Origin of the sequence: Streptomyces yangpuensis (assembly GCF_024666385.1) — a bacterium.
Classification (GTDB): Bacteria; Actinomycetota; Actinomycetes; order Streptomycetales; family Streptomycetaceae; genus Streptomyces; species Streptomyces yangpuensis.
The window spans coordinates 1,719,410-1,735,246 of record NZ_CP102514.1 but is presented as its reverse complement, the minus strand read 5'-3'; the positions used below and the strand labels follow the sequence as shown (position 1 = coordinate 1,735,246).

The 15,837-nt window shown below is 73.5% G+C and carries 13 protein-coding genes; 9 read left to right on the top strand and 4 right to left on the bottom strand.

The features are described 5' to 3' along the window. Positions 1–40 precede the first annotated feature (40 nt). Together NRK68_RS07990 and NRK68_RS07985 are read left to right on the top strand one after the other, a co-directional pair. A complete protein-coding gene (locus tag NRK68_RS07990; RefSeq protein WP_257857793.1) occupies positions 41–1,042 on the top strand; it encodes a FecCD family ABC transporter permease in 1,002 nt (333 codons plus the stop codon). Then, positions 1,039–1,893, top strand: a complete 855-nt coding sequence (locus tag NRK68_RS07985; protein WP_220819578.1) for an ABC transporter ATP-binding protein — start codon at positions 1,039–1,041, stop codon at positions 1,891–1,893. Before NRK68_RS07990 ends, NRK68_RS07985 begins: the two co-directional genes overlap by 4 nt. Here NRK68_RS07985 and NRK68_RS07980 read toward each other — a convergent pair. Next, the gene (locus tag NRK68_RS07980; protein ID WP_183069312.1) at positions 1,890–2,237 is read right to left on the bottom strand and encodes an SCP2 sterol-binding domain-containing protein; all 348 of its coding nucleotides are present in this window, start codon (positions 2,235–2,237) and stop codon (positions 1,890–1,892) included. The genes NRK68_RS07985 and NRK68_RS07980 overlap by 4 nt on opposite strands. A gap of 65 nt (positions 2,238–2,302) precedes the next feature. On the opposite strand from NRK68_RS07980, the gene NRK68_RS07975 reads away from it, so the two are divergent. The 5 genes from NRK68_RS07975 (at position 2,303) to NRK68_RS07955 (ending at position 7,651) form a co-directional block, all read left to right on the top strand. Further along, the gene (locus NRK68_RS07975) at positions 2,303–2,656 is read left to right on the top strand and encodes a hypothetical protein (RefSeq protein ID WP_257855450.1); all 354 of its coding nucleotides are present in this window, start codon (positions 2,303–2,305) and stop codon (positions 2,654–2,656) included. Between the two features lie 7 nt (positions 2,657–2,663). After that, positions 2,664–3,479: a TlyA family RNA methyltransferase gene (locus tag NRK68_RS07970; RefSeq protein WP_183069313.1), complete on the top strand. Its 816-nt coding sequence runs from the start codon at positions 2,664–2,666 to the stop codon at positions 3,477–3,479. Continuing rightward, positions 3,476–4,384 carry an NAD kinase gene (locus NRK68_RS07965; protein ID WP_046780610.1) on the top strand — a complete coding sequence of 303 codons (909 nt, stop codon included), beginning with the start codon at positions 3,476–3,478 and terminating at the stop codon, positions 4,382–4,384. Before NRK68_RS07970 ends, NRK68_RS07965 begins: the two co-directional genes overlap by 4 nt. A gap of 176 nt (positions 4,385–4,560) precedes the next feature. Next, positions 4,561–6,285 carry a DNA repair protein RecN gene (recN, locus tag NRK68_RS07960; RefSeq protein WP_183069386.1) on the top strand — a complete coding sequence of 575 codons (1,725 nt, stop codon included), beginning with the start codon at positions 4,561–4,563 and terminating at the stop codon, positions 6,283–6,285. 253 nt (positions 6,286–6,538) lie between these two features. Further along, entirely contained in the window at positions 6,539–7,651 is a 1,113-nt protein-coding gene (locus NRK68_RS07955; RefSeq protein ID WP_257855449.1) for a glycosyltransferase family 4 protein, read from the top strand. A 274-nt stretch (positions 7,652–7,925) separates the two neighbouring features. Here the strand turns inward: NRK68_RS07955 and NRK68_RS07950 are convergent, their stop codons facing one another. From NRK68_RS07950 to NRK68_RS07940, 3 genes are all read right to left on the bottom strand, one after another. Beyond that, a complete protein-coding gene (locus NRK68_RS07950) occupies positions 7,926–9,545 on the bottom strand; it encodes a PucR family transcriptional regulator (RefSeq protein WP_183069315.1) in 1,620 nt (539 codons plus the stop codon). Positions 9,546–9,567: 22 nt separating this feature from the next. Next, complete coding sequence (locus NRK68_RS07945; RefSeq protein WP_183069316.1) at positions 9,568–10,953, bottom strand: FAD-binding oxidoreductase; 1,386 nt, start codon at positions 10,951–10,953, stop codon at positions 9,568–9,570. 108 nt (positions 10,954–11,061) lie between these two features. After that, on the bottom strand, positions 11,062–12,891 hold the full coding sequence (locus NRK68_RS07940; protein WP_183069317.1) for a glycoside hydrolase family 15 protein: 1,830 nt from the start codon (positions 12,889–12,891) through the stop codon (positions 11,062–11,064). A gap of 446 nt (positions 12,892–13,337) precedes the next feature. On the opposite strand from NRK68_RS07940, the gene pyrG reads away from it, so the two are divergent. Next, positions 13,338–15,008, top strand: a complete 1,671-nt coding sequence (pyrG, locus tag NRK68_RS07935) for a CTP synthase (protein WP_183069318.1) — start codon at positions 13,338–13,340, stop codon at positions 15,006–15,008. Positions 15,009–15,089: 81 nt separating this feature from the next. Continuing rightward, complete coding sequence (locus NRK68_RS07930; protein WP_183069319.1) at positions 15,090–15,722, top strand: NUDIX domain-containing protein; 633 nt, start codon at positions 15,090–15,092, stop codon at positions 15,720–15,722. Positions 15,723–15,837: the final 115 nt, after the last annotated feature.

Below are 15,837 nucleotides of genomic sequence, written 5' to 3'. Positions count from 1 at the left end.
CGTGACCGCCAAAGCCCGTCCCGTGCGGCTCCCGGGCGGGATGTCGCTGCGGATCGAGCGGCGCGCCCTGGCCGTCGGCGGCCTGCTCGCCCTCGCCGCGTTCGTCATGGCCGTCCTGCTCATCGGCACCGGCGACTTCGACATCGCGCCGTGGGACGTCGTACAGACCCTGCTCGGCAACGGAACCCCCGCCAACGACTTCATCGTCAACGACCTGCGGCTGCCCCGGGTGCTGGTCGCCCTGCTGGTCGGCGCGGCCCTCGGGATGGCCGGAGCCGTCTTCCAGTCGGTGACCCGCAACCCGCTCGGCTCGCCCGACCTGCTCGGCTTCTCGTACGGGTCCGCGGTCGGCGCCCTCGTCGTGATCATCCTGCTGAACGGCTCGGCGACCGAGGTCGCCGCCGGTGCGCTGCTGGGCGGGCTGCTGGCCGGCGCCGCCGTTTACCTGCTGGCCTACAAGCGGGGCATCCACGGCTACCGGCTGGTCCTGGTGGGCATCGGCGCGTCCGCGATGCTGGTGGCCGTCATCCAGTACCTGATCACGAAGGCCCAGCTGGTGGAGGCCTCGCGGGCGATGGTCTGGCTGACCGGTTCGCTGGCCGGCCGGGACTGGGCGCAGGTGTGGCCGCTGCTGGCGACCTGTGCGGTGCTGTTCCCGCTGGTGCTGGGGCAGAGCCGGGCCCTGCGGATGATCGAGATGGGGGACGACGCGGCGTACGCGGTGGGGGTGCGGGTGGAGCGCACCCGAATGCTGCTGATGCTGGCGGCCATCCTGCTGACCACGGCGGCGAGCGCCGCGGCCGGGCCGATCAGCTTTGTCGCGCTGGCCGCGCCGCAGCTGGCCCGGAGGCTGACCCGCTCGCCCGGTGCCAACCTGCTGACCGCCGCCCTCATGGGCTCGGTGGTGCTGCTGCTCTCGGACTGGGCCTCGCAGCGGGCCTTCGGCGCGGACCAGCTGCCGGTGGGCGTGGTGACCGGGCTGGTCGGCGGTGTCTATCTGCTCTGGCTGCTCGTCACCGAGCGCAAGGCAGGACGTATATGAACCTCAGGAGTGCGCAAGTGCAGCGGTTGACCGCGGAGAACGTGACCCTCGGCTACGACCAGCGGGTCATCGCCGAGAACCTGTCGGTGGAGATCCCCGACAACTCCTTCACGGTGATCGTCGGCCCGAACGCCTGCGGCAAGTCCACGCTGCTGCGGGCCCTGTCGCGGATGCTGAAGCCGTCCGAGGGGCGGGTGCTGCTGGACGGCCAGGCCATCGGGTCGATGCCCGCGAAGCAGGTCGCCAAGACCCTCGGCCTGCTCCCGCAGTCCTCGATCGCGCCCGACGGCATCACGGTGGCCGACCTGGTCTCGCGCGGCCGGTACCCGCACCAGGGGCTGCTGCGGCAGTGGTCGCCCGAGGACGAGCGGGTCGTGAACGAGTCGATGGCCTCGACCGGGGTCGCCGAACTCGCCGACCGTGCGGTGGACGAGCTGTCGGGCGGGCAGCGGCAGCGCGTGTGGATCGCCATGGCGCTGGCGCAGCAGACCCCGCTGCTGCTGCTCGACGAGCCGACGACGTACCTGGACATCCAGCACCAGATCGACGTGCTGGACCTGTGCGCCGAACTGCACGAGACGCAGGGGCGCACGCTCGTCGCGGTGCTGCACGACCTCAACCACGCCGCCCGCTACGCCACGCACCTGATCGCGATGCGGGGCGGGAAGGTCATCGCCGAGGGGCCGCCGCAGGAGGTGGTCACCGCGGAGCTCGTGGAGAAGGTGTTCGGGCTGCGCTGCCAGGTCATCGACGACCCGGAGACGGGCACGCCGCTGGTGATCCCGGCGGCGCGACGCTCCCGCGCACAGGCCTCCGCCGAGGCCGGCGCCCTCACCGGCGGCAGTGCCTAGAGCAGGCTCTTCAGCCGCAGCAGGTCGCGGAAGCCGGCCTCCAGCCTGACCCGGCCGGAGGCCCAGGCCTTCGCGAACTTCAGCTCGCCCGCGACCAGCGAGACCAGGTCGTCGCCGGTCATCGCCAGGCGGATCTCGGCCTTGTGCGCGGGCGGGCCCGGAGCGACCCCGTCCACGCGGATCCGGCCTCCGTCGAGCCGGCCCGTGAAGGTCCGGTCCAGGTCCGTGATGTGGCAGCTGAGGGAGCGGTCGAACGCGGCCGCGCCGCGCACGCCGGCCTCGGCCCGCTCGAGGTTGTCGGAGAGTCGGTCGAGTGCTTCACGGCACTCCTGGATCGTAGCCATCGTGATCACGACCGTACCGCAGAGCCGCGCGTGGCCGTGGGGGCGCTTCGGGGTAGCGTCGTGGCATGACCGACGAAGCAGCCGAGACCCGGGCCGAGGCCCCGAGCGCGGCCGGAGCCGGAGCCGGCGCAGAGGCCGGGGCGGAAACCCCCGTGGAGCCGGCCGAGCCCGCCGAGCCCGCTGAGCCCGCCGAGCCCGCGGGGCCGGCCGAGCCCGCCGGGCCCGTGGCGCTGGGCGTCGTACGCACCCCCACCGGCCACGCCGGGGTGGACGCGCACCTGGCGCGGCTGGCGGACGCGGACCACCTCGGGGCGGACGGACACGTCGAGGTGTACGAGGATGTCCACCGGGGGCTGCGTGAGGCGCTGACCGCGCTGGACGCACCCTCCGTCCCCGGACCGTACGAAAACAGGAGCTGAACCGAACGTGGCAGGAGTGGCACGCCGCCGCCTGGACGCCGAACTGGTACGCCGCAGCATGGCCCGCTCGCGCGAGCACGCCGCGCAGCTGATCGCCGCGGGCCGGGTGACCGTGGGCGGCACCACCGCGACCAAGGCCGCCACCCAGGTCGAGACCAGCGCGGCCCTCGTCGTCCTCAAGGACGACGACGACCCCGACTACGTCTCGCGCGGCGGACACAAGCTCGCGGGCGCCCTCGCGGCCTTCCGGCCGCAGGGCCTGCGGGTCGAGGGCCGCCGGGCGCTGGACGCGGGCGCCTCCACCGGAGGCTTCACCGACGTGCTGCTGCGCGCGGGCGTGGCCCACGTGATGGCGGTCGACGTCGGCTACGGGCAGCTCGCCTGGTCGCTGCAGAGCGACGACCGGGTCACCGTGAAGGACCGCACGAACGTGCGCGAGCTGACGGTCGAGCAGCTCGACGGCGTCCCGGTGGACCTCGTCGTCGGCGACCTGTCCTTCATCTCCATCGGCCTGGTGCTGCCCGCGCTGGTGCGGTGCACGGCGCCGGACGCGGACCTGGTGCTGATGGTGAAGCCGCAGTTCGAGGTCGGCAAGGAGCGGCTGGGCAGCGGCGGCGTCGTGCGCAGCCCGGAGCTGCGGGCGGAGGCCGTGCGCGAGGTCGCGGCCCGGGCCGCGGAGCTGGGGCTGGGCGTTCTCGGGGTGACCGCCAGTCCGCTGCCGGGGCCGTCGGGGAACGTGGAGTACTTTCTGTGGCTGAGGGCGGGGGCACCGGCACTCGACCCGGCGGATGTTGACCGTGCAGTGGCGGAGGGGCCTCAGTGACAGATTTTCCGGGGGAACGGACCGTATTCCTGCTCGCGCACACCGGGCGGCCCGCGGCCATCCGCAGCGCCGAGCTGGTCGTCAAGGGACTGCTGCGCTGCGGGCTGGGCGTACGGGTCTTCGAGCACGAGGCGGTGGACCTGCCGCTGCCGCCGGAGGTGGAGCTCGTCACCGAGTCCACGCCGGGGGTGCTCGACGGGTGCGAGCTGCTGGTGGTGCTGGGCGGCGACGGGACCCTGCTGCGGGGCGCCGAGTTCGCGCGCGCCTCGGGCGTGCCGATGCTGGGCGTCAACCTGGGCCGGGTCGGCTTCCTCGCGGAGGCCGAGCGCGACGACCTCGACAAGGTCGTGGACCGGGTGGTGACGCGTTCGTACGAGGTCGAGGAGCGGATGACCCTCGACGTGATCGTGCGCACGAACGGCGACGTCGTCCACCGGGACTGGGCGCTGAACGAGGCCGCGGTCCAGAAGGTGTCCCCGGAGCGGATGCTGGAGGTCGTCCTGGAGATCGACGGGCGCCCGGTGACCGGCTTCGGCTGCGACGGGATCGTCTGCGCCACGCCGACGGGTTCGACGGCGTACGCCTTCTCCGCGGGCGGGCCGGTGGTCTGGCCGGAGGTGGAGGCGCTGCTGATGGTGCCGATCAGTGCGCACGCGCTGTTCGCGAAGCCGCTGGTGACCTCGCCGAACTCGGTGCTGGCGGTGGAGGTGCAGAACGGCACCCCGCACGGTGTCCTGTGGTGCGACGGCCGGCGCACGGTGGAGCTGCCGGCCGGGGCCCGGGTGGAGGTCCGGCGGGGGGCGGTGCCCGTACGGCTCGCCCGGCTGCACCACGCGTCGTTCACGGACCGGCTCGTCGCGAAGTTCGCGCTGCCCGTGTCGGGCTGGCGGGGCGCACCCCACTGACGGCTTGTGCCGGAGGCCGGCGGGGCCGTGGCCCCCAAGCCCGGCCGGGATTCCGGGTGTTGCCGTCCGGTGCCCTTCGCGACAGCATTAATAGCACACGCGTTCGAGAAACTCGGAGCGGGTGACGTCACATGGCACCCGGGAAACCTCGGTATCGTCGTCCCGTGCTTGAGGAGATGCGGATACGGTCGCTCGGGGTCATCGACGACGCGGTGGTCGAGCTGTCGCCCGGTTTCACCGCGGTGACCGGCGAGACCGGCGCGGGCAAGACGATGGTCGTCACCAGCCTCGGGCTGCTGCTCGGCGGCCGGGCCGACCCGGCCCTGGTACGGATCGGGGCCAAGGCGGCGGTGGTCGAGGGCCGCATCGTCATGCGCCCGGACGCCCCCGCCGCGGTACGCGCCGAGGAGGCGGGCGCCGAGCTCGACGACGGCGCCCTGCTGATCAGCCGGACGGTGTCCGCCGAGGGCCGCTCGCGCGCCCACGTCGGCGGCCGGTCCGTGCCCGTCGGCCTGCTCGGCGAACTCGCCGACGACCTGGTCGCCGTACACGGGCAGACCGACCAGCAGGGCCTGCTCCGGCCGGCCCGCCAGCGGCAGGCGCTCGACCGGTACGCCGGGGACGCCGTCGCCGTCCCGCTGGAGAAGTACGGCTCGGCCTACCGCAGGCTGCGCGCGGTCACCGTGGAACTCGACGAGATCACCACCCGGGCCCGGGAACGGGCCCAGGAGGCGGACCTGCTCCGCTTCGGGCTCGACGAGATCGCCGCCGTGGAGCCGGTGGCCGGCGAGGACGCCGAGCTGGCGGCCGAGGCGGAACGGCTCGGGCACGCCGAGGCGCTGGCCCAGGCGGCCCAGGCGGCCCACGGCGCGCTCGCGGGCAACCCCGAGGACCCCGAGGCCATCGACGCGAACATGCTCGTCGCCGGAGCCCACCGGGCGCTGGAAGCCGTACGGTCGCACGACCCGGCGCTCGCCGCGCTCGCCGAGCGGATCGGTGAACTCGGCATCCTGCTGTCCGACGTGGCCGGGGAACTGGCGGGCTACGCCGACGACCTCGACGCCGATCCGCTGCGGCTGGCCGCGGTGGAGGAGCGCCGGGCGGCCCTGACGCAGCTGACGCGCAAGTACGGCACCGAAGGCACCGTGGAGGCCGTACTGGCGTGGGCCGAACAGGGCGCGGCGCGCCTGCTCGAACTGGACGGCGACGACGAGCGGATCACCGAGCTGACCGCGGAACGCGACGGGCTGCGCTCCGAACTGTCGCTGCTGGCCCAGGCCCTGACCGACGCCCGGGTGGAGGCGGCGACCCGCTTCGCCTCCGCGGTGACGGCGGAGCTGGCGTCGCTGGCGATGCCGCACGCCCGGGTGACGATCGACATCCGGCAGACCGAGGACCCCGAAGGAGTGGATGTGGACGGCCGCCCGGTCGCCTACGGCCCCTCCGGTACCGACGAGGTCGAACTGCTGCTGGCTCCGCACCCCGGCGCCCAGCCGCGGCCGATCGCCAAGGGCGCCTCGGGCGGTGAGCTGTCCCGCGTGATGCTCGCGGTGGAGGTCGTCTTCGCGGGCACCGACCCCGTTCCCACCTACCTCTTCGACGAGGTCGACGCCGGCGTCGGCGGCAAGGCGGCCGTCGAGATCGGCCGGCGGCTGGCGAAGCTCGCCAGGTCGGCACAGGTCGTGGTCGTCACCCACCTGCCGCAGGTGGCCGCCTTCGCCGACCGGCAACTGCTGGTGGAGAAGACCAACGACGGCTCGGTCACCCGCAGCGGGGTCACCGTCCTGGAGGGCGAGGACCGCGTCCGTGAGCTGTCGCGCATGCTCGCGGGCCACGAGGACTCCGTCTCCGCGCGGGCACACGCCGAGGAACTGCTGGCGGCGGCGCGCGCCGACATGTGAGCCCGAACACCACCCGAGGGCCCGGAACGCATGGCGTTCCGGGCCTTCCGCTTGTCCGCGACAGACCGGTTCGGAACCGAAAGGGATCGATCGGAGCGTCACTCTCCGGATTCCGCTTACGCCGTGTGAGTGAGGCCGGGGGGTGTCCTGCCGTATCTCGCACAGGATCCGCACCCGTATGGTCCCGGAACGCGCGTGCGGACTGGCATTCTTGGCGACGTCTCTGACTCCCCTCATCCTGGAGCTTCGGCCAGTGAGCAGCTCCCCGGTCTCCACCTCCGTCGCGGCACAGCCCTACGGGCGCCCGCCGCTGCGCACCGTCCAAGTGCTCGGCGACGGTGCGGGCGCCGGCAGCTGCGCGCACGTCCGATCACTCGCCACCGGGCTCGCCGCGCGCGGGGTACGGGTCACGGTGTGCGCCCCCGTCCAGGCGGAGGGTGAGTACGACTTCACCGGCGCCGGGGCGGAGTTCGCGCCCGACGCGGTGAGCGTGCTGCGGGCCGCGTGCGCCGGCGCGGACGTCGTCCACGCGCACGGAGTGCGGGCCGGCCTGCGGGCCGCGCTGGCCATACGCGGGCGCCGGGTGCCGCTGGTGGTGAGCTGGCACGGCGAAGGCCCGACGGCGCACGGCGCGCTCGGACGGCTGAGCCGGATACTGGAACGGCGCGTGGCGCGGGCCGCCGCGGTGGTCCTCGGGGCCTCCTCCGACCTCGTGGACCTGGCCCGCCGGCGGGGCGCCAGGGACGCGCGGCTGGCGCCGGTGGCCTTCCCGGCGGGCCCGGAAACGCCGTCGGACCCGGGCAAGGTGCGTGCGGAACTCGGCGTCGTGGAACGGCCGTTGCTCATCGCGGTCGGCAGTCTCGTGGCGCACCGCGGGTACTCCGTCCTGCTCGACGCGGCGCGGGAGTGGCGGGCCCTGGAACCAGCGCCGCTGCTGGTGATCGCGGGGGAGGGGCCGCTACGGGCCGAACTGGCCCGCCGGATCGCGGCGGAACGGCTGCCGGTCCGGCTCCTCGGCCGCCGCCGGGACGCGGCGCACCTGCTGGCCGCGGCGGACCTGGCGGTGCTGCCGAGCCGGTGGGAGGCGCGGGCCCTGCTGGCGCAGGAGGCGCTGCGGGCGGGCGTACCGCTGGTGGCGACGGCGGTGGGCGGTGTGCCGGAGCTGGTGGGGGAGGGCGCGGTGCTCGTCCCGCCGGGGGAGGCGGGGGCCCTGGCGTCGGCCGTGGCCGGCCTCCTGGCCGATCCGGCCCGCCGGTCCGACCTCGTCGCCGCAGGGCGCATCCAGGCCGCCACGTGGCCGTCGGAGGACGACACCGTGGCCCAGGTCCTGTCCGTCTACGACGAACTGACGGAACGCCGCCGTTAGCCCCGGCGGTGACGGACGGGGCGCCCCGCCGCGGGGCTCCGCGTACCCAGCCCCGCCGGCGATTGAGGCGCGGTCCGGGCAGCGCCCGCGTACCCAGCCCCGCCGGCGTTCGCAGGGCCACCCCGCCACGTCCGGCCGCGCCGCCGCCGCGGGGGCTCCGCCGCCGAACCCCCGCGCCTCAAACGCCGGCGAGGCTGAATCGGCCTGGCCCGGAGTCCGGCGCAGCGGCCGAAGCCCGCGAGGCCCCCAGGGGCCGAGCGGTGCGAGGGGCGCGTCAAGAAGGCGTGGTGTGGCGGCGGGCTCTGAGGGCCAGGCTGAGGGAGAGCACCGTCTCCGGGTCGTCAAGGTCCGTGCCCAGCAGCTCCGAGATGCGCGCCAGCCGGTTGTAGAGGGTCTGCCGGTTCAGGTGGAGCTCACGGGCCGTCTCCGCCTTGCGGCCCGCATGCGCCAGGTACGTCTCCAGCGTCGGCAGCAGCGGCGGCCGCGACGTCGCGTCGTGCGCCCGCAGCGGGCCGATCGCGCGGTCCACGAAGGCCGCCAGGTCCGGGTGTTCGCGCAGCCGCCACAGCAGCAGGTCGATGTCGAGGCGGCGGGCGTCGTACCAGGGCCTGGCCGGCAGGCCGTGGGCCGCCGTGGCGGTCTCCGCCGCGTGCCGCAGGCCCGAGGAGGCGGCCGCCCAGCCGCCCGCGACGCCGACGACCACCGCCGGCGGGGCGGTGGCCCGCTCCAGGCCCGCCCGTTCCACACCCGCCCGCAGCGCCGCCGCGACCCGGTCGGCGACCGCCGTGCGTTCCGACTCCGCCCGCAGCGACACCAGCAGCGGCACCCGGCCCTCGACCGGGCGGACCCCCAGCAGGACCGGCACCCCGACGGACGACAGCTCCTCCAGCACCGCGCGGGCCAGCACGGCCCAGTTGCCGGACGGGCCGAGGTCCGAGAGCCGCATGACCACCGGCAGCAGCGGTCCGGCACCCGGCCTGAAACCCAGCACCCGGGCCTGCGCCGGCGCGTCCTCCGCCGAGATCCGGCCCTCCGCCAGGTCCGTGAGGAAGTCGCCGCGGCCGCGTGCCGCCAGCTCCTCCTCCTGCCGCGCCTGCATCAGCACCACGGCCAGCACACCCGCGATGCGCTCCGCCGCCATCCGGTGCACCGGGAGCAGCGGGGCCGAGACCCCGACCAGCACCACCCGGGCCCGCACCGAGCCGGTGCCGTGGCCGCCGCCCGGTACGTCGATCACCACCGTGTTCGCGGACGGTTCGGCCTCGCGCTGGCCGCGCAGCCCCTCCCACACCTGGAGCGGGTCCGCGCCGGGGTCCCCGGCCGAGCTGGCGGCCGCGTACAGCAACTGCCCGTCCGGGGTCTCCAGGAAGACCGGGTTCCCCGTGAAGTCGGCCACGATGCGCAGCACCTGCGGGATGCCCCCGCCGCCCAACAGGGCCTCCGTACAGCGCCGGTGGACCTCCTCCGCCCGCTGGAGCAGCGCGTAGTGGCCGTTGACGATCTCGGTGTGGACCTCTTCGGTGACCGCGACGAAGGGGACCTCCCGGTGGAGCTGGACCAGTGGCAGTCCCGCCGTGCGCGCCGTCTCCACGATCGTGGCGGGCAGCCGCGTGAAGCGCGGGCCCAGTTCGACCACCAGCGCGGCGATGCCCCGGTCCGCGAGGCGGCGTACGAAGGCCCGCTGTTCGGCGGGGCGGGTGCCCAGGCCCAGCCCCGTGGTCAGCAGCAGCTCGCCGCCCTTGAGCAGGGAGGCGATGTTCGGCACCTCGCCCGCGTGCACCCAGCGGACGGTGCGGCCCAGGCGGTCGGCGCAGGCCACCACCTCCGGCAGGCCGCTGCGCAGCCCCGGCAGCTCCAGTGCCCGCTGAACCGTGATCCCGCCCTGGTTGTCCATGTCGCGGGACGCTATCAGGGGGTCAGGCCGGCCGGATGTTGTGGTTGAAGCGGAAGACGTTGTCCGGGTCGTACTCGCGCTTCACCCGTTCCAGGCGGCGCATGTTGTCCGCGCCGAGCCCGGAGACCACCCGGTCCGAGCCCTCGTCCCCGGTGAAGTTCAGGTACACCGCGCCGGTGCTCCACGGCTCGACGTCCGCGCGGACGTCCTTGACCCACTGCCGGCAGCGCTCGTCGTCGGCGGGGTCCTCCCAGATCCCGAACGGGTGCACCACCCAGGGGGAGTCCCGGTACGGCACCGGGTAGTCGGCCGGGCCGGAGGCGATCGCGCCGCCCTGAGGGAACAGGATGTGCTGGGTCCCGGTCGGCACCGGCATCGACGCGGCCCGGGAGCAGAACACGTCGACGAAGGCGTCCGGGGCGCCGGTCAGGTACTCCGCGGACCAGTAGTTCCGCAGCCCCGGCGGGTCGTCGATCATGCATTGGAGATCGGCGTACGCAATGGCGGTGACCAGCGCCGCCTCGTGCGGCAGCGCCAGCAGCGGCTCGGCGAGCTTCCGCAGCCGCTCCTCCGGGCCCGCGTACGTGAGCAGCGCCGCGCACACCAGCCGCCCGGCCAGGTGCGGGGGCACGAGCTCGTCGTCCGGGGGACCGGTCAGGAAGATCACGCCCCCGCTCGCCTCCGGCGGCCCGCCCTCCAGGATGTCCCGGTAGGTCCGCATCACCTCGGGACCGTTCTCCGGCAGGTACAGGACGAACGCGATGGCCATGCCGGGCAGTTCGTGCAGCCGCAGGGTGATCGCGGTGGCCACGCCGAAGTTGCCGCCGCCGCCGTGCAGGGCCCAGAACAGCTCCGGGCGCTCCTCGGAGGTGGTCTCCACGACCGAGCCGTCGGCCGTCACCAGCTCCACGCCCAGCAGGTTGTCCACGGCCAGCCCGCACTTGCGGTCCAGCCAGCCGCTGCCGCCGCCCAGGACGAAGCCGCCGACGCCGGTGGTGGAGGCCCGGCCGCCGGTGGTGGCCAGCCCGTACGGGGCGCAGGCCCGGTCCAGGTGGCTCATCGTCGCCCCGCCCTCGACCCGTACGGCGTGGGCCCCGGGGTGGACGGTGACCTCGTGCATCCGGCGCAGGTCGATCACGAGCGCGCCGTCGCCGAGGGCGGAACCGGAGACGCTGTGCCCGCCGCCCCGTACGGCGATCTTCAGGTCGAGGTCCCTCGCGAAGCGCACGGCGGTGGCCACGTCCTCCGGGCTCTCGCACTGGGCGATCACGGCGGGCCTGCGGTCGATCATCGCGTTGAAGACGGTCCGGGCCTCGTCGTAGCCCGGATCGTCCGGAGCGAACACCTCGCCGGACAGATCCTCGCGGAGCGCGGTCAGGGCCGCGCCCGCCTTCGAGAGGGGAGCCATGGCTGCCCCCTTCCAACGGACGGAGGGCATAAGACCATTCCAGCCTAGGCCCGGCGGATCACCGGGGCGCGGCGAACCGCACCGCACCCCGGGCGGGTCGTGGCCGGCTCAGCCGCCGTAGGCCCCGCTCGCGGTCAGCCGCAGCGCCGTGTCGATCAGCGGAACGTGGCTGAAGGCCTGCGGGAAGTTCCCGACCTGCCGCTGGAGCCGGGGGTCCCATTCCTCCGCGAGCAGGCCCAGGTCGTTGCGGAGCGCCAGCAGCCGCTCGAACAGCCGTCGTGCCTCGTCCACCCGGCCGATCATCGCCAGGTCGTCGGCCATCCAGAACGAGCAGGCGAGGAAGGCCCCCTCGTCGCCCTCCAGGCCGTCGACACCGGCCTCCTCACCCGCCGTCGGGTAGCGCAGGATGAAGCCGTCGGGCGTGGACAGCTCGCGCTGGATCGCCTCGATGGTGCCGATGACCCGCTTGTCGTCCGGCGGCAGGAAGCCCATCTGCGGGATCAGCAGCAGCGAGGCGTCCAGCTCCTTCGACCCGTACGACTGGGTGAAGGTGTTGCGTTCCTTGTCGTAGCCCTTCTCGCACACGTCCTGGTGGATCTCGTCGCGCAGTTCCCGCCACCGCTCCAGCGGGCCGTCCGCGTCCCCGCTCTCGATCAGCTTGATCGTGCGGTCCACGGCCACCCACGCCATCACCTTGGAGTGCACGAAGTGCCGGCGCGGGCCGCGCACCTCCCAGATGCCCTCGTCCGGCTCGGACCAGTGCGTCTCCAGGTAGCGGATCAGCTTGAGCTGGAGCACGGAGGCGTAGTCGCTGCGGGCCAGGCCGGTCATGTGGCCCAGGTGCAGGGCCTCGGTGACCTCGCCGTACACGTCGAGCTGGAGCTGGCCCGCGGCGCCGTTGCCGACGCGCACCGGGCGGGAGCCCTCGTATCCGGGCAGCCAGTCCAGCTCGGTCTCGCCGAGCTCGCGTTCGCCCGCGATCCCGTACATGATCTGCAGGTTCTCCGGGTCGCCGGCCACCGCGCGCAGCAGCCACTCGCGCCAGGCGCGGGCCTCCTCACGGTAGCCGGTGCGCAGCAGCGAGGAGAGGGTGATGGCCGCGTCCCGCAGCCAGGTGTAGCGGTAGTCCCAGTTGCGGACCCCGCCGATCTCCTCCGGGAGGGAGGTGGTCGGCGCGGCGACGATCCCGCCCGTGGGACCGTACGTGAGGGCCTTGAGAGTGATCAGCGAGCGGACCACGGCCTCCCGGTAGGGCCCGTGGTACGTGCACTGCTCGACCCACTCGCGCCAGAACTCGGCGGTGGACTCCAGGGCCGCCTCGGCGTCGGGGGCCTCGGGCGCGCCGCGGTGCGAGGGCTGCCAGCTGATGCTGAACGCGACCCGGTCGCCGGGTCCGACGGTGAAGTCGGAGTACGTCGTCAGGTCCTTGCCGTAGGTCTCCGCGTCGGTGTCCAGCCAGACCGAGTCGGGACCGGCGACGGCGACGGTGCGCCCGTCGACCTTGTGCACCCACGGCACCACCCGGCCGTAGCTGAAGCGCATCCGCAGGGTCGAGCGCATGGGGACGCGCCCGCTGACGCCCTCCACGATGCGGATCAGCTGCGGTGCGTGGTGCTCGCGCGGAGGCATGAAGTCGATCACGCGGACGCTGCCCCGGGGGGTGTCCCATTCGGACTCCAGCACCAGGGAGTCGCCGCGGTAGCGGCGGCGGGTGGCCCGCGGGGCCTCGGAGCCCGCCGGGAACGCCGGGCCGATCCGCCAGAACCCGTGATCCTCGGTGCCGAGAATGCTCGCGAACACGGCATGGGAGTCGAAGCGGGGCAGGCACAGCCAGTCCACCGCCCCGTCCCGGCAGACCAGCGCCGCGGTCTGCATGTCCCCGATCAGTGCGTAATCCTCGATGCGCCCGGACACGTGCATCTCCAGTCGAACGGCCACGTCCGCCCCGAAGGGCGCTTGCAATGCGCGTTTGCGCGGTCTCCTGTGTGCAGGTATCGCCGCGTGAGCCCATGATTCCGTATATCGGCCCGGTTAGGCCGTCCGACGGACTGCCCGGCGGTGATGTGTGCAATATCCGAGCAGGATATGACGGCACCCTAGTGATCTTCCCCAGGCCGCGGGGAATGCCGTTGCGCCGAACGGGTGAGCCGCGGGATCTCCGCCCCGGCGCACTTCGGCGCTCTGCTACGAGCCGTCGACGGCGCGTGGCCGGAGGCGGACCGGCCCGGGCGCTGATAGGCTGGTACCCCGTGGACCGGTGGTCTGCCTGTGCGAATCAGGGGCCCCGAAACCGCAGCTTCGGCGCCCCCTGAAACCCTTCCGGATCGACGGTGGCCGGCGTCGGACGCACCTCACTTCGCGACCACGGGAGCCCCCTCTTGGCGATGCCGCCCGCTGCTTTCCGAAACAGCACAGCCATGACGACCAAGCACATCTTCGTCACCGGGGGTGTCGCTTCCTCCCTCGGCAAGGGCCTGACGGCCTCCAGCCTGGGTGCGCTTCTGAAGGCGCGCGGCCTGCGGGTCACGATGCAGAAGCTCGACCCGTACCTGAACGTCGACCCCGGCACGATGAACCCGTTCCAGCACGGCGAGGTGTTCGTCACCAACGACGGCGCCGAGACCGACCTGGACATCGGCCACTACGAGCGCTTCCTCGACGTCGACCTCGACGGCTCGGCCAACGTCACCACCGGCCAGGTCTACAACACGGTCATCGCCAAGGAGCGCCGCGGCGAGTACCTCGGTGACACCGTGCAGGTCATCCCGCACATCACCAACGAGATCAAGCACCGCATCCGCCGCATGGCGACCGAGGACGTCGACGTCGTCATCACCGAGGTCGGCGGCACCGTCGGCGACATCGAGTCGCTGCCGTTCCTGGAGACTGTCCGCCAGGTCCGCCACGAGGTCGGCCGCGACAACGTCTTCGTCGTGCACATCTCGCTGCTGCCCTACATCGGCCCCTCCGGCGAGCTGAAGACCAAGCCGACCCAGCACTCCGTCGCGGCCCTGCGCAACATCGGCATCCAGCCCGACGCCATCGTGCTGCGCGCCGACCGCGACGTGCCGACCAGCATCAAGCGCAAGATCTCGCTGATGTGCGACGTGGACGAGGCGGCCGTGGTCGCCGCCATCGACGCCAAGTCGATCTACGACATCCCGAAGGTCCTGCACACCGAGGGCCTCGACGCGTACGTCGTGCGCAAGCTCGACCTGCCCTTCCGCGACGTCGACTGGACCGTCTGGGAGGACCTCCTCGACCGCGTCCACAACCCCGACCACGAGGTCAAGGTCGCGCTCGTCGGCAAGTACATCGACCTGCCCGACGCGTACCTGTCGGTGACCGAGGCGCTGCGCGCCGGCGGCTTCGCCAACAAGGCCCGTGTCCAGATCAAGTGGGTCACCTCCGACGACTGCAAGACCCCCGCGGGCGCGGCGGCCCAGTTGTCCGACGTGGACGCGATCTGCGTGCCCGGCGGCTTCGGCGACCGCGGCGTGAACGGCAAGGTCGGCGCGATCACCTACGCCCGCGAGAACAGGATCCCGCTGCTCGGCCTCTGCCTGGGCCTGCAGTGCGTGGTCATCGAGGCCGCGCGCAACCTCGCGGGCATCGAGGACGCCAACTCCACCGAGTTCGACGCCTCCACCCCGCACCCGGTCATCTCGACCATGGAGGAGCAGCTGGCCTTCGTCGAGGGCGCGGGCGACCTGGGCGGCACCATGCGCCTGGGCATGTACCCGGCGAAGCTCGCCGAGGGCTCCATCGTGCGCGAGGTCTACGGCGACCAGGCGTACGTGGACGAGCGCCACCGCCACCGCTACGAGGTCAACAACTCCTACCGCGGTGAGCTCGAGAAGAAGGCCGGCCTGGTCTTCTCCGGCACCTCCCCGGACAACAAGCTCGTCGAGTACGTCGAGTACCCGCGCGAGGTCCACCCCTACCTGGTGGCCACCCAGGCCCACCCGGAGCTGCGCTCGCGCCCGACGCGCCCGCACCCGCTGTTCGCGGGTCTGGTCAAGGCGGCGGTGGAGCGGCAGCAGTCCGCGAAGTGAGCGCCTGACCGCATAACGTAGACGGCCGGGGTACGGAAGATCCGTACCCCGGCTGTCGCGCGTTGTGGAGGGCTTCGGGGCATGAACATCAAGGACACGTCGGAAACCTGGGAGACGCTGTCGAGCCGACGGCCGTTCCAGGGCGCGAAGACGGCGGTGGACTCCGACGAGGTCCGGATGCCGGACGGCTCGACCGCCCGCCGCGACTACCAGGTGCACCCCGGCTCGGTGTGCGTGCTCGCGCTGGACGAGGACGGGCGGGTGCTGGTCCTCAGCCAGTACCGGCACCCGGTGCGGCGGCGGCTGTGGGAGCTGCCGGCCGGGCTGCTCGACGTCCCCGGCGAGAACCCGCTGCTCGGCGCCCAGCGCGAACTCTACGAGGAGGCGCACGCCAAGGCCGAGGACTGGCGGGTGCTGGTCGACTTCTACGCCTCGCCCGGCGGCTCGGACGAGGCGATCCGGGTCTTCCTCGCCCGGGGCGTGTCGGAGGCGGACGGCGAGCGCTACTCCGAGTCCGGGTCGGAGGAGGCGGACATGGAGGTGACCTGGGTGCCGCTGGCCGAGCTGGTACGGGGCGTCCTGGCGGGCGAGCTCGGCAACCCGGGCCTGGTGACGGGCGTGCTGGCGCTGTCCGCCGCGCTGGCCGGCGAGGGCGGCGTCGACGCCCTCCGCCCGGCCCTCGCGCCGTGGCCGGCCCGGCCGTACGAGGCGTAGCCGAGGAATCCCGCCCGCAGCCCCGGCCCGCAGCCCCGGCCCGCGGCCCCGGCCCCGGAGATTGCGGGCCCCGTCGGAGATCGGGGCGCGGGCTGCGGGGCAGAGCCCCCGGGTA

Bases quoted from the DNA above. Each gene is read 5' to 3' on its own strand.
- NRK68_RS07990 (WP_257857793.1), top strand. From the start codon at position 41: ATGTCGCTGCGGATCGAGCGGCGCGCCCTGGCCGTCGGCGGCCTGCTC.
- NRK68_RS07985 (WP_220819578.1), top strand. From the start codon at position 1,039: ATGAACCTCAGGAGTGCGCAAGTGCAGCGGTTGACCGCGGAGAACGTG.
- NRK68_RS07980 (WP_183069312.1), bottom strand. From the start codon at position 2,237: ATGGCTACGATCCAGGAGTGCCGTGAAGCACTCGACCGACTCTCCGAC.
- NRK68_RS07975 (WP_257855450.1), top strand. From the start codon at position 2,303: ATGACCGACGAAGCAGCCGAGACCCGGGCCGAGGCCCCGAGCGCGGCC.
- recN (WP_183069386.1), top strand. From the start codon at position 4,561: ATGCGGATACGGTCGCTCGGGGTCATCGACGACGCGGTGGTCGAGCTG.
- NRK68_RS07950 (WP_183069315.1), bottom strand. From the start codon at position 9,545: ATGGACAACCAGGGCGGGATCACGGTTCAGCGGGCACTGGAGCTGCCG.
- NRK68_RS07945 (WP_183069316.1), bottom strand. From the start codon at position 10,953: ATGGCTCCCCTCTCGAAGGCGGGCGCGGCCCTGACCGCGCTCCGCGAG.
- pyrG (WP_183069318.1), top strand. From the start codon at position 13,338: ATGCCGCCCGCTGCTTTCCGAAACAGCACAGCCATGACGACCAAGCAC.
- NRK68_RS07930 (WP_183069319.1), top strand. From the start codon at position 15,090: ATGAACATCAAGGACACGTCGGAAACCTGGGAGACGCTGTCGAGCCGA.